This window comes from Nonomuraea rubra, assembly GCF_014207985.1.
Classification (GTDB): Bacteria; Actinomycetota; Actinomycetes; order Streptosporangiales; family Streptosporangiaceae; genus Nonomuraea; species Nonomuraea rubra.
In genome coordinates, this window is sequence record NZ_JACHMI010000002.1 from 19,599 (window position 1) to 30,969 (window position 11,371).

21 protein-coding genes are annotated in these 11,371 nt (G+C 66.5%); 18 read left to right on the forward strand and 3 right to left on the reverse strand.

Going from position 1 to position 11,371, the window contains the following annotated elements; all coding sequences use genetic code 11:
* Positions 1-18: 18 nt before the first annotated feature.
* Entirely contained in the window at positions 19-435 is a 417-nt protein-coding gene (locus HD593_RS59565) for a hypothetical protein (RefSeq protein ID WP_185112814.1), read from the reverse strand.
* 356 nt (positions 436-791) lie between these two features.
* Between HD593_RS59565 and HD593_RS59570 the strand changes: the two genes are divergently transcribed.
* The 7 genes from HD593_RS59570 (at position 792) to HD593_RS59600 (ending at position 4,009) form a co-directional block, all read left to right on the forward strand.
* Positions 792-1,280, forward strand: coding sequence for a hypothetical protein (locus tag HD593_RS59570; protein ID WP_185112815.1), 489 nt, complete (start codon positions 792-794; stop codon positions 1,278-1,280).
* Positions 1,277-1,651 (forward strand): hypothetical protein, encoded by a 375-nt coding sequence (locus HD593_RS59575; protein ID WP_185112816.1) that lies wholly within the window; start codon positions 1,277-1,279, stop codon positions 1,649-1,651. The genes HD593_RS59570 and HD593_RS59575 overlap by 4 nt, the downstream gene beginning before the upstream one ends.
* Positions 1,652-1,719: 68 nt before the next feature.
* The gene (locus HD593_RS59580; RefSeq protein ID WP_185112817.1) at positions 1,720-2,424 is read left to right on the forward strand and encodes a hypothetical protein; all 705 of its coding nucleotides are present in this window, start codon (positions 1,720-1,722) and stop codon (positions 2,422-2,424) included.
* Positions 2,421-2,729: a DUF6197 family protein gene (locus HD593_RS59585; RefSeq protein ID WP_185112818.1), complete on the forward strand. Its 309-nt coding sequence runs from the start codon at positions 2,421-2,423 to the stop codon at positions 2,727-2,729. Before HD593_RS59580 ends, HD593_RS59585 begins: the two co-directional genes overlap by 4 nt.
* Positions 2,726-3,055 carry a hypothetical protein gene (locus HD593_RS59590; RefSeq protein WP_185112819.1) on the forward strand — a complete coding sequence of 110 codons (330 nt, stop codon included), beginning with the start codon at positions 2,726-2,728 and terminating at the stop codon, positions 3,053-3,055. Before HD593_RS59585 ends, HD593_RS59590 begins: the two co-directional genes overlap by 4 nt.
* A gap of 48 nt (positions 3,056-3,103) precedes the next feature.
* Positions 3,104-3,319 (forward strand): hypothetical protein, encoded by a 216-nt coding sequence (locus HD593_RS59595; RefSeq protein WP_185112820.1) that lies wholly within the window; start codon positions 3,104-3,106, stop codon positions 3,317-3,319.
* Positions 3,320-3,550: 231 nt separating this feature from the next.
* A complete protein-coding gene (locus tag HD593_RS59600; protein ID WP_185112821.1) occupies positions 3,551-4,009 on the forward strand; it encodes a GntR family transcriptional regulator in 459 nt (152 codons plus the stop codon).
* Between the two features lie 80 nt (positions 4,010-4,089).
* Here the strand turns inward: HD593_RS59600 and HD593_RS59605 are convergent, their stop codons facing one another.
* Positions 4,090-4,338: a hypothetical protein gene (locus HD593_RS59605; protein ID WP_185112822.1), complete on the reverse strand. Its 249-nt coding sequence runs from the start codon at positions 4,336-4,338 to the stop codon at positions 4,090-4,092.
* Between the two features lie 296 nt (positions 4,339-4,634).
* Between HD593_RS59605 and HD593_RS59610 the strand changes: the two genes are divergently transcribed.
* The 3 genes from HD593_RS59610 to HD593_RS59620 are packed head-to-tail and all read left to right on the forward strand — an operon-like array spanning position 4,635 to position 6,156.
* The gene (locus HD593_RS59610; protein WP_185112823.1) at positions 4,635-4,826 is read left to right on the forward strand and encodes a hypothetical protein; all 192 of its coding nucleotides are present in this window, start codon (positions 4,635-4,637) and stop codon (positions 4,824-4,826) included.
* 50 nt (positions 4,827-4,876) lie between these two features.
* On the forward strand, positions 4,877-5,164 hold the full coding sequence (locus HD593_RS59615) for a hypothetical protein (RefSeq protein WP_185112824.1): 288 nt from the start codon (positions 4,877-4,879) through the stop codon (positions 5,162-5,164).
* A 38-nt stretch (positions 5,165-5,202) separates the two neighbouring features.
* The gene (locus tag HD593_RS59620; RefSeq protein WP_185112825.1) at positions 5,203-6,156 is read left to right on the forward strand and encodes a helix-turn-helix domain-containing protein; all 954 of its coding nucleotides are present in this window, start codon (positions 5,203-5,205) and stop codon (positions 6,154-6,156) included.
* A 3-nt stretch (positions 6,157-6,159) separates the two neighbouring features.
* Here HD593_RS59620 and HD593_RS59625 read toward each other — a convergent pair whose 3' ends face one another.
* Complete coding sequence (locus HD593_RS59625) at positions 6,160-6,684, reverse strand: hypothetical protein (protein ID WP_185112826.1); 525 nt, start codon at positions 6,682-6,684, stop codon at positions 6,160-6,162.
* Positions 6,685-6,968: 284 nt separating this feature from the next.
* Here HD593_RS59625 and HD593_RS59630 point away from each other — a divergent pair, with 284 nt between their 5' ends.
* From HD593_RS59630 to HD593_RS59665, 8 genes are read left to right on the forward strand one after another with little or no spacing between them, the layout of a single operon-like run.
* The gene (locus tag HD593_RS59630; RefSeq protein ID WP_185112827.1) at positions 6,969-7,274 is read left to right on the forward strand and encodes a hypothetical protein; all 306 of its coding nucleotides are present in this window, start codon (positions 6,969-6,971) and stop codon (positions 7,272-7,274) included.
* A 16-nt stretch (positions 7,275-7,290) separates the two neighbouring features.
* Entirely contained in the window at positions 7,291-7,497 is a 207-nt protein-coding gene (locus tag HD593_RS59635; RefSeq protein WP_185112828.1) for a hypothetical protein, read from the forward strand.
* On the forward strand, positions 7,494-7,697 hold the full coding sequence (locus HD593_RS59640; protein WP_185112829.1) for a hypothetical protein: 204 nt from the start codon (positions 7,494-7,496) through the stop codon (positions 7,695-7,697). Before HD593_RS59635 ends, HD593_RS59640 begins: the two co-directional genes overlap by 4 nt.
* Positions 7,694-8,671 carry a hypothetical protein gene (locus HD593_RS59645; RefSeq protein ID WP_185112830.1) on the forward strand — a complete coding sequence of 326 codons (978 nt, stop codon included), beginning with the start codon at positions 7,694-7,696 and terminating at the stop codon, positions 8,669-8,671. Before HD593_RS59640 ends, HD593_RS59645 begins: the two co-directional genes overlap by 4 nt.
* Positions 8,671-10,350 (forward strand): recombination directionality factor, encoded by a 1,680-nt coding sequence (locus tag HD593_RS59650; RefSeq protein WP_185112831.1) that lies wholly within the window; start codon positions 8,671-8,673, stop codon positions 10,348-10,350. The genes HD593_RS59645 and HD593_RS59650 overlap by 1 nt, the downstream gene beginning before the upstream one ends.
* Positions 10,350-10,769 (forward strand): serine/threonine-protein phosphatase 2A activator family protein, encoded by a 420-nt coding sequence (locus HD593_RS59655; RefSeq protein ID WP_185112832.1) that lies wholly within the window; start codon positions 10,350-10,352, stop codon positions 10,767-10,769. The genes HD593_RS59650 and HD593_RS59655 overlap by 1 nt, the downstream gene beginning before the upstream one ends.
* A 58-nt stretch (positions 10,770-10,827) precedes the next feature.
* Positions 10,828-11,082, forward strand: coding sequence for a hypothetical protein (locus tag HD593_RS59660; RefSeq protein WP_185112833.1), 255 nt, complete (start codon positions 10,828-10,830; stop codon positions 11,080-11,082).
* 12 nt (positions 11,083-11,094) lie between these two features.
* Positions 11,095-11,364 carry a hypothetical protein gene (locus tag HD593_RS59665; RefSeq protein WP_185112834.1) on the forward strand — a complete coding sequence of 90 codons (270 nt, stop codon included), beginning with the start codon at positions 11,095-11,097 and terminating at the stop codon, positions 11,362-11,364.
* Positions 11,365-11,371: the final 7 nt, after the last annotated feature.

Sequence of the window (11,371 nt, forward strand, 5' to 3'; positions counted from 1 at the left end):
CGTGGATCCGGGTGTCGATCAGTGTGCCTGCGGCTGCTGGGCGTCGCTCTGCTCCAGGTCGAGCTCGTCCAGGTATGCCTCCATGGCGTCGTTGAGGACGGCCATGCCACCCATCTGCTCCTGGTGGCACGCGGCGACGAGCCGCGCTCGCGTGTTCCGCTTGAGCCGCACTACGGAGCCTGGTGCAACCGGACGGTCGCGGGGTGTGCCAGGCGGCGGCGGGTTGGGGTCACGGGGCACTTTGAGATTGGCCTTGTCGATGGGCTCGGGGAACACGGCCGGGATGGGCGGCTGCAGTGCGTCGCAGTAGGTGTTGATCGCCAGTTCCCACGCTTCCTGCGGGCCCATGCCCATGTCGTCGAGGGCGGTGGTGAGGCGGTCGTCGATGTCGCTGTACAGGTAGATCGTGGTGGGGACGAGGTTTGTCCAGCGCACTGCGCGGAGGCGACGTGGCCCACCTCGGCGGGTCGATTGCGGTTCCGCTGGCGGCTGTTGTCCGGCTGCGGAGTCCTCGGATGGGTTGAGCTGAGGTGGCTTCGGGGCGCGCGGCATATGGGGCTTCCTGTGTGGTGCGTGGCGTGGTTCAACGGTACGGCGTTTCTGCCGCCGTGTCGTCTTCGACGTGTACTGTAGCGGCCCGATTACTTTACGTCATTATTGGTTCCCTGATTGTTTATATCGATTCCCTGTATGTACTATCGAAGTGATCGCAGAGCTTCACGATCAACCCTTCGCCACCTGGTGGCATGCCGCTACCAGCACCAACACCACAACCCGGAAGGGCTCACCGCATGGAAACCCGGCTCTACACTCGCACCAACCCCGACAACGGGCAGATCGAGATCAAGCACTACGAGATCACTCCCGATGCCCAGCCTGACGAGCCCGGTCCGGTCTTCATGACTCACTTCTGGGGCACCGAAGCTCCGGCCGACTTCTTCACCGCCCACAGCGACTACGACGACGATGACGTGCTGTGCCTCATGGACCTCTACGGGCGCGAACTCGACGGACCGCTGGACGAATTCCTCGCGGCCACCTGGAAAGAGCACGACGCCGAAGGCTGGGTCCTCCTGCCTTCGCTCCCCGAGCCGCACGAGTACACCTGCGCAGGCTCGCCCGTCGCTGTCCTCCGCGCAGATGGCAGCAACCACATCGAGATCGCTGCCCTGCCCGGCAGTCGCACTGTCGAAGGCAGCCTCGAAAGGATCACTCTCGAAGAGGCCATGGGGCTCATCAACAGCCTCACCGACGCCATCGACGAGGAGAAATGGGCATGACCGCCCAGCAGTCCGAGCCGGCCCGGCGCCCGCGCGAGGTCTTCCGCTTCGGCTTCTACGCGTGGAATATCAGCGCCGCCCTGCGCATCGTCGAGGGTCGCGAACCTGACCGCGTCAACGTCAAGGAGGCCGCCACTCTGCTGTGGCTGATCTACGTGAACGAGTCCCACGCCGCCACCGTGGACCTCGCCCAGCCCGTGCTCCTCGCCCCCTTCGCGGGCACCGGCCACATCCCCATCGACGGCTGGCACCGCATCTGGAAGGCAAGACGTGAAGGCGTCGAGACGCTTCCCGCGCTCGCCCTCACGCCCGAGGAGGAATTCCGGGTCCGGATGCACGGAGGCGACAAAGGCCCTGGCTATCACCGCTAATAGCGGTACCACAATCAGTTTCCCCGCCCGCCCGGGCGGGGAAGCTTCCCCCTCACCTGGAGAAGCACATGAAGAAGCTCGCCTTCCTCGACCTTGAGACGACCTCCCTCGACGAACGCCACGGCGACCTCTGGGAGATCGGCCTCATCATGCGAGACCTGCGCCAGCCGATCAGGACCGACGTCGAACACTGGTGGCAGGTCCGCCCGGACCTGACGCTCGCCGACCCGAAGGCGCTGGAGGTCGGCCGCTACTACGAGCGGTGCCGGGTCAGGCGCTCGTCCATCGGTGCCGGCCGGAAGCTCTCACCCGCCATCAACCTCGGTAGCCCGTGGATCCACGAGTACACCGGCGAGCCCCCGGCCGAGGGCGACTGGTACATGAGCGCCACCGCCGGAAGCATCGCCGCCACGGTCGCCCGAGAGCTGGACGGCGCCACGATCGTCGCCAACAATCCGACCCACGACCGCAAGTTCCTGGCGAAGTTCCTGCGGGTCCACGGGCAGCTCCTCACCGCCCACCATCGCATGATCGACATCCGCGCCCTGCTGATCGGCTACGTTGACGGCCGGCTGTCCGCCTACGACGGCAAGGTGGACGAGGCGTTCGAGGCTGAGGCCGTCCCGTACGTCGATGACTGGCTGGCCGGCTACATGGACAGCCCGTCCTGGGAGATCGTCGGCATCGCCCAGGACCCGGGTACGAAGCACACCGCGCTCGGCGACGCCCGCCTCGACCGCGACGTGTACGACGCCATCCGGAGCAGCCGATGACCGCCACCGTGAGCGGCATCCTGACCGCCGCCGCGGACCGCATCGAGAGCAGCGGATGGGCCTCGCACTACCAGCAGCCAGGCGTTTCGATCTGCGACGCCATCGCGCTGGAGGTCCGTGACGTGCCTGGTCCCAACAAGCTGAAAGCAGCGCTCCTCAACGCGGCCTTCGCCGCACTCCAACACCACATCGAACCGGCAGGGATGTCCGACTGGCTTCGTGACCCCGACCGTACTCAGGCCGAGGTCGTTGCGGCTCTCCGGGAGGCCGCCGAGCGAGCCCCGGAGGAAGGACATACCCCGTGATCACAGGATGGGACGCTCTCTCCCTGATCTGGGCATGCGGCGTCGCCTACACCGCGCCGCGCATCCTCAAGCGGTGGTCGCTCATCACCACCTGCGACCCCATCGACCTGTGCCAGGGCTGCCGCGACGAGCGCAGACAGGTCATGCAGGACGCCATGGTCTACGACGTCATGGGGCCTGCGGGCGGCGCCCTGCAAGTCCTGATAGAGGCGTTCATCTGGTACCTCAAGCCGTTCGTCCCCGCCCTCCGCAAGCTCGCCGGGCGTGAGCCGCTTCCCACCTGCTCGAAGGGCCCATGCCTGGCTTACACCCGCAGGCGGGCGTAAGCCACAGCGTCACCCACTCCACCTCTCCCTACACCGAAAGGAATCATCATGAAGCCCACCATCCGCGTCGTCGTCTGCCTGATGGCGCTGCTGCTCATGCTGGCAATGTGGCTGACCTTCGCCTATCTGATGAAGGACACCGGCCTGATCACCTGGATCCTTGGCCTCGGCCTGGTCGCGGTGCTCATCATGGGCAACTGGATCACCGACCTGGCGGCCGACCAGCCGGCCGCGCGCGAGCCCGCGCAGGACGGTGAGAAGTGATGGCTGTTGACTTCAGCCCCCTCGGAGTCACCGACGACCAAGCGCGCGACCTCTTCAAGCTCGGCGCGGCGTAGGCTGGTCCCGCGTATCTGCACACATACGCGGAAAGCCCCGGCGCCTGCTGGCGCCGGGGCTTTCTTCTCTCCGGGCGGCTCGTTGAGTCCCCATGTGTCTATAAAGGTTCCCAACATGTATGCTTCGGCCATGACGAAACGAGGCCCCCGCGGGCCGGTGCCGATCTACCAGGTGATCATCAAGGCCATCAAGGACGACATCGCCGCCGGCACGCTGAGGCCCGGTCAAGCCCTGCCCACAGAGGCCGAGATGTGCACCATTCACCAGGCGTCGCGACTGACGGTGCGCAGAGCCCTGGAGGTCCTGCGCGAGGAAGACGTCATCTACACCGTTCGCGCCGAAGGGTCCTACGTGGGGCCCCGCGACGCCCCGCAGATCCGCGAGCCGTGGGAGTTCGAGAAGATCGCGTCCGAGTTCGCCGACCGCATCAAGCGGGGCGACCTCAAGCCGGATGAGGTGCTCCCCTCGCAGTCGGAGCTAATCGAGCAGTACGGCGTGGCCAAGAAGACCGCCCGTGCCGCCATGGCCTTGCTGCGAGATCAGGGGTGGGTGTACACGGTGCCCACGATCGGAACGTTCGTTGCAAGCCGCGATAAATGGCCTACGGAGAGTTGACCTTAGCGATTGCTGAGAATGGCCTCGGCGCGCGATGTAGCCAATAGGTAGACACGGCTGCGTCGCGTGCCACTTTTATGTCAGCGACCGGAGCTGACCTGCTCTAACGCTGCGGCATATATATGCGCAGGGGTCGTGACGCCATTGACACGCGGCCGCCGGCGAGCGATCAGGGCCATCGCCGCGCAGGCCGCCAGGCAAGCGCCTGCCATGACGACGATGTCGATACCGCCGAGCCTGTCGGTGAGGACGACGTGGACAACGGCTGCGCCAAACACCAGGTTGCCGACGACGAAGGCCGCCACGAGGGCCGCCACCGCTCGGTTCATGTTTCCGCCTTTCTCTCGTGATTGATTGCCAGAGCGTTCTATCATCCCCGTCCGACAAGTGCGCACATCACCCGGGGTGCCCGCCCGGCCGACGCGTCGGTAACACATCCGTAATCTGGCAAGCTCCCGTGTCATAGAAGTGCCATGTCGCCAAGATGCTGCCCGAAAATGTAGACAATCCCGCGAGAAAGGACTTTTATGGTCACTCCATGACGTGACGCCTCGGAGTGACAAAAAGTCAACTGGGCGTCCGTATCCCTTGCGTTCGTATCGTTCCAACCCCTGGGGGTTCCACCATGTCCAAGCTCATGGGAGCGCTCACGCGCCTGACCACGTACGCCATTGCCGTCGCCGCGGCCGGCCTGTTCCTGTCGGCGCCCAGCGTCGCCTACGCCGACGAGGCCATCCCGGCCGACACTCCGTCCAGCCCTCTCGTAAGCGAGACGCCCGCTGAGTCGGTGCAGTCCATCCACTTCGGCGGCATGTAGTCGCAGCACACGGCCAGGATGACGGTAAGGACCAGCCAGTACGGAGACTCATGATCTGCCACGCCATCCGCATGTGGCTTCTGAACCTGACAGCGATGTCAGTCACGGCCTGGGCAATGACCGCCTTCGCGTTGTTCATTCTGTACGCGGATAGAGCAAGCGCCGCCGTGTACGCCCTGGTGGGCCTGTGGGCAGCCGCAGTGCCCATCCCCGTCACCATCACGCTCATCCGATGGTGGCAGCGGGTGCGTGTGGCCCGCAGGGTGCACCGCCTCGCCGAAGAACACAAACGTTTGTTCGAGACCATGTGTGGGGAGATCAGCTCAGGCGTGCGCTGACTACTCACAGCCGCGCCATCATCGGGGAAGGAAACGACGTGCCACACCGGATCGCCGGCCTCAGCCTTGAGCAGGAGCGCCTCTACCGGCACCTGCTCGCCACCGGGCCCACCAGCATCCACGTGTTGGAGGGGCAGTTCGGGCGCGAGGTCTACGCGAGCCTGTACGAACTGACCGTCCGAGGCCTCGTGCACGGCAACCCCTTGATGGCGCGGCGCCCCTCGGTCGCCATGAACGGCGTCCTCATGGCGCAGGCCGCAGAGCTTCAGCGGATCCAGTCGTACGTGGAAGAACTTGATCACATCTACGAGACGGGGCACCCGCCCGAGGGGGGTGACGCGGTAACCCCGCTGGTGAGCCGTGAGCAGATCCAGCACTGGTTCGAGACGCTGACCGTCACGGCCGAACACGAGATCCAGCAGTTCATCACTCACCCGTTCCTCCCGCTCGCGCCGTCTGGGAGGACCGATTCAAATTCTCGTTTGGATCTTGTAAACCATCCGGCGAAGTGTCGCGTCATCGTTGAGTGGAAGACCTTCCAGAGCCAGCCCGCCATCAACGGCCTGCATCACTCCCTCGACCGAGGGTGCGAAATCAGGCTTGCCGACAGGCTGCCGCACAAGCTGCTGATCGGAGACCGACGCATGGCCATGACGCCCCGCTATCCGCGGGACCACACCGTCAGGCAGATGCTGCTCGTGCACCCGGGCACGCTGGTGGACTTCCTCGTCGAGGTCTTCGAGGCCGAATGGGAGCGGGCTCTCCCGCTCACGCCGGACCCTGCCAAATTCTCCGGCCTCGGCAAGCTGGAGCCCAGTGAGATGGTCATCGTGGAAATGCTGGTCGGCGGCGCACACGTCGATCGCATCGCCAGCGCTCTTGGAGTGCATCCCCGCACGGTCAATCGCAGGCTCGAAGACCTGAAGCGCAAGGCCAACGCCACCACCCTGTTCCAGCTCGGCGCCTACGCGTCGCGTCACTGGCTGAACTGAGCGCTACTCCGGCCGGAAGATCCGAAGCTGAGCTTCTGTCGCGTTCAGGGTCGCCTCGATCTGGGCCAGCATGATCGTCTCTATCTGGCGGCGCTGGTCGCCTGGAACGCCCTTCAGGCCGCGTATCTGTTGCAGCATCGCCTGAAGTCTTTGCTGCACATGTTCAGGAGTTACGTCTGCGTCGATCGCCGCCAGTGCGGGGTCCGTCTTGGTCCGCTCGCGGATCCAATCGCGGAACAGTGCGGCCGCCCCAGGCCGGCCGCGCTCGTACAGGTCGTCCGGGGTGATGGTGGCTTCGTGTGCCAGGTCGGTGATGGCGGCGGCCATGAGTACGAGTTCGCGGTCTTCCGGGACCTTCTCGCCGGACTCGATGCGTCGCCATGTCGGCTCGGACAACGCGTCGCCGGCCAACTCCTTCGCGCGTGCGGCGGCGGCGCGAGTGGAGATGCGCTTCTTGAGCCCTCCCGGGTTGTTGCGACGTTCAATGAGGAACTGAACCACTTCTGAAGGCTTGTTGAGGTCGGCCACGGCGAGTCAGAGGTCCTTTCGCGGCGTTTGATGCGTCATACGAGTCTGGCGCAACGGTATCAACTGAAGCGTCGGCTTGGGTTATGTCAGCGCAAAGACGTTGATTACGCTCCGTGACATATGCGAGGTAGCTGCGATGACGCAGAAGACGCGTCAGACGTTGCATGATGCGTCACGAAGCGATAGTGTCGGTTATGTCGGTCCGATTGTGCACACCCGAAAGGGAAACGCACTGACAAAACGCCCGACAAACCAAACCCCAAGCCACGGAGCGTCATATCGCCATGCCCAACGGCATCCTCCGCTGGGAAGACCCAGCGCCCGTCAGAACTCGCACCAACAAGGAGTACGAGCCTGTAGCCGCCGAACTGCAAGCCCGCCCCAACGAGTGGGCGGTCATCGCAGAGAACCCCGACACCCCCGAAGGCAGGCGTGACGCCAACCGCCTGTTCAACGCCGTCAAGAACGGCTACCGAGGCTGGAACAACGACGACGGCGGCACGTTCGAGGCCACCACCCGCACCGTCACCAAGAACGGCGGAGCCAAGGTCATCCTCGTTCACGTGCAGTACGTCCCCGCCAGCTCATAGCGGTACCGCAGTCAGCATGACCAACACCACGCAAGCGCCGACTCTCGACGACCTGGTGCAGCTCATCGCCACAAGAGCTGCCGCGCACTGGAACTCCGATGCCAAGTCCGCGCTCACCCGTCTGCTCGCCGACGTCCTCGGCGACTACGACGCCGCTTACCAGCTCGTCGAGGAGACCGGCCGAAAGCTCCTGGCCGCCGAATACGAAGAGGACCCCCAATGACCCCACCGAGCCCCGCGCTCCCAACCGAAGCGGAGCTGACCGACTACCTCGTCGCTCTCAAGACCGACAACCCTCAGTCCACGCCGAGCCGGCCAAGCTACCGCGGCGGGCCCGTGCTCGACCCGATGACCGAGGACGAGTACCGGTTCGGCTGGTTCGGCCAGGCCGACTATGACGGGCACCTCGGCGGTGGCGCGTGAGCATCACGATTCGCGAGGACGAGCGCGACGAGTACGACCCGAGCCACGCCGTACCGACCAGCGCGGGCCGCTACTACTGCGACCCCATGCTGGGCCCGGACGACCCGCACCGGATGAAGATCTCCGTCACCAACGCCATCGACCAGCACATGATCGAGGCGCTGGCCCCGGCCGCCGCGCGGGACACCGCGATCTGGCTGATGGACAACCTCCCCGACGCGATCCGCGCGGCCGGCGACCCAGACGACATGGAAGCGTTCATCAAGCTGGCCAAGGCGCAGTACCGGGTCCAGTGGGACAAGAAGGCCGACCTCGGAAGCCGTGTCCATAACATCGGCGAAGCGATCAACCTCGGCAAGGCGTACATCCCCGACGAGGAAGCCGAACCGTTCGTCGAGTCCTACCGACAGTTCCTGGCCGACTTCGGGGTGGACATCCGCCGCGACATCATGACGGCGGAGTGCACGGTGCTCAACCGCACGATCCCGTACGGCGGGACGAGCGACATCTGGGTCCGCTTGCAATTCCCCGGCCCGACGTCGCCGATCATGCCGAAGTTCAAGCCTCGCGCGGTTCCGGCCGCCCCGCTTCCGACGCCGTCCGGGCTGTGGCTCGTGGACATCAAGACGAGCCTCACCAAGCCGGCCAGCGCCGTCTACGAGGACCACGTGATGCAGCTCGCCGCTCTGCGGCACGCGGAAGTCGCGCTCATCTGCCCGCCCGAGTGCAGGTACGGCGAGAGCGACAACCACGACGCCAGCCACGAGTTCCCCGTCCCGGAGTTCGTCGGCACGGCGATTCTCAACCTCCGCACGAACGGCTACGGGTTCGTGCCGCTCCCGGCCGACCAGGACGCGTTCACCGCGTTCTGCGGGCTGCTCCCGCTCGCGCACTACGTCCACGGGCTCGAAATGCGCGGCTTCAAGCCCATCCAGCCCCCGAGCAAGACCACCACCAGGAAGGACGCCGCCTGATGCCCATCGACCCCTCCGTACTGCAGCGCCGCCACTGGCAGGACGGCCGGATCCGTCTCGGCATCAAGAAGATGAGCCGGAACGGCAAGGAGTACCCCAGCAAGATCGACACCTTCCGGTTCACGTCGCCGTCCGAGGACATGATCCGAGGCGTCGCCGAGAAGTACGGCGGCGAGGTCAAACCGTGGAAGTCGCCGCAGGGCCCGCAGTTCGAGGTCATCACCAACGCGCAGCGCATCCCCGTCATCGTCCCGCCCAACGGCCTGAGCCAGAACATGGAGCTCTGGGACGGCAAGCTCTGCATCCGTCGCTGCACCGGCATCGCGATGCAGGCCCCGTTCGTCGGCCCGTGCCTGTGTGGGGCGGACGTCGAGCTCAAGAAGCGGCCGTGCAAGCCGCACACCCGACTCGGTGTCTTTCTAAAGGAAGTGCCCAGCTTGGGCCTGTGGCGGCTCGACAGCAAGGGCGGCAACGCCGCGGCCGAGCTGCCCAACGCCGCCGAGTTCCTGGCCCACGCGGGGACGTACGTGGACGCCTGGCTGTACGTGGCCGAACGCACCGGCTCGTTCCTCGACCCGAAGGACAACGTGGTCAAGGCCACCACGTACATGGTGCCCGGCCTGACGATCGAAGGCATCGGCTTCGACGAGCTGATGTCGGGCGAAGTCGCCCGCCGCGCCGAGCTGGGCCGCGGCGGTGAGAGCCAGCGGGCGATCGAGGCCGCGCCCGCGACCGACTACCTCGCGATGATCGAGGCGGCCCCAGACCGAGACGCGGTCGTGGCCATCTGGAGGACGTCCAAGCTCGACCCCGCTTGGCAAGGGCGGGGCGAGGAAGTGGAGGCGGCGGCCAAGGCACGCGTTGCGAAGTTCCCCCCGGAGCAGGGCAAGGGCGCACCGCAGGGCCAGTCCGCCCCGGAGGGCACGCAGCCCAACGAGCACACGCACGAGGACGCCCCTTCGGACACCCCGCCGCCGGGCGACCCCGAAGCGGATCGGATCCGGCAGCACATCATGACCGCGTGGTCCGGCACGACGAGCCAGCTCCACACCGCGTTCCGCGACCGCACCAGCACCACCATGAAGGCCGCGACCCTGCAGCAGCTCCAAGAGTTCGCCGACCAGCTCGGCCAGCCCGCCGCAGGCGCCATCGCGGACGAACCCCGCAAGGCGTCCGAGCGCGCCGAAGCGCTCCTCGAGGCCGCCCGCGCGCAGAACACCGCGGCGGCGGCCGACGACGACATCGTGGACGGGGAGGTCGTCGAGGACGAGGAGCAGCCGAAGCCCACCGCCAAGGCGCTGCGCGACCTCGGAGTGTGGTTCGGCGAGGCCGGCGTCACCATCCACACCGGCAAGGGTTCGGCCGCGAAGAACGACGAGGCGCGGTTCGCCTGGATTGTCGAGCACCTGGGTGTCGATGTGACCTCGACGAAGGACCTCAGCGCCGAGCGGGTGGACACCGGGGTCAAGCTGCTCATGCAGCAGGCCGCCGCCCGCCGGAAGGACCTGCAGCAGCGCATCGTCAACGTCTGGTCCGACCTGGACGGCAACAACCAGCAGCTCTCCGCCGCGTTCGAGCAGCACATGGAGAAGCCGGTCGGCGAGGCCACCAACGCCGACCTCGCCGCGTTCCTGCAGAAGCTCAGCAACAGCGAGGTCACCCCTGGCGGTGGTCAGTGATGCCGCTGACGAACGAGCAACGGGCGGCACTGCGCGCTGATCGACTCGCGCGGGTCAAGCGCGAACGCGAGCGCCGCACCGCCCTGTTCGCAGAGATCGCGCGCCACGCAGGAGGGTGTGCAGACCGTCACCACTGCCTGCTCTGCAAGGCGTTCCGGCTGCTCGTCGAGTACGTGCCCGACCCCACGGTCCACGAGGAGTACGAGCGACTCCGCCACCGGCTCGACGACCTCGCGGAGCGCCTGGAGCGTATCCGCGACGTGCACCAGGACTTGTCCGAGAACGCTCGCTTCGGCGCGCCGCTGGCCCGCACGGTCCACGACGCCGCATGGGTTGTCATCGTCCGCCTCGCCAACGCCTGGCACGGCGAGGAGGTCGAAGACCCCTACGCCCCGCTGCCTCCCGACTACCACATCTAGCCGCACTGCCCGGTGCTCGTGCACCGCGCGCCGGGCTCGCCCCCCTCAAGGAGTTCCGATGAAGTCCATCACCGTCGAGTACGACGACGTCACCCCCGCCACGATCGAGCACCGGCTGGCCGCCGAGGAGACCGTCCTCGCGATGGGCAGCCGCCGCTACCCCGCCGCCCTGAACGACCGGGCCGCCCTGCTGGAGGCCCTCCAGATCGCTGACCGGCTGTCCGCCGCCGTCGTCGGCTGGCGCGGCGACATCGTGGCCGCGCTGCAGAAGCTCGACAACGACCAGTACGCCCGCGAGAACGCCACCACCTGACTCCTCGCACCCATGACCGGCACCACCGCCCCGGGAGTTCGCATGCACAGCGACCCGCACATCACCCCTGAGATCGCCGCTCACGTCCTGTTCCACCTCGGCCGGGGCGGCTGGCCCGGCTCCACGTTCGTGCAGAAGCTCCTCGCCGCGTTCGAGGCCGCCGATGCCCCCAACCGTCTCCAGCTTGCCGCGGGGTTCGCTGGCTACGCCGCCGCGTTCGAGCTGGCCAAGTCCACTGACGGCGTCGTGGTCCTCCAGGCCCACGCCGCCGCTGACCAGTAAGGAAATC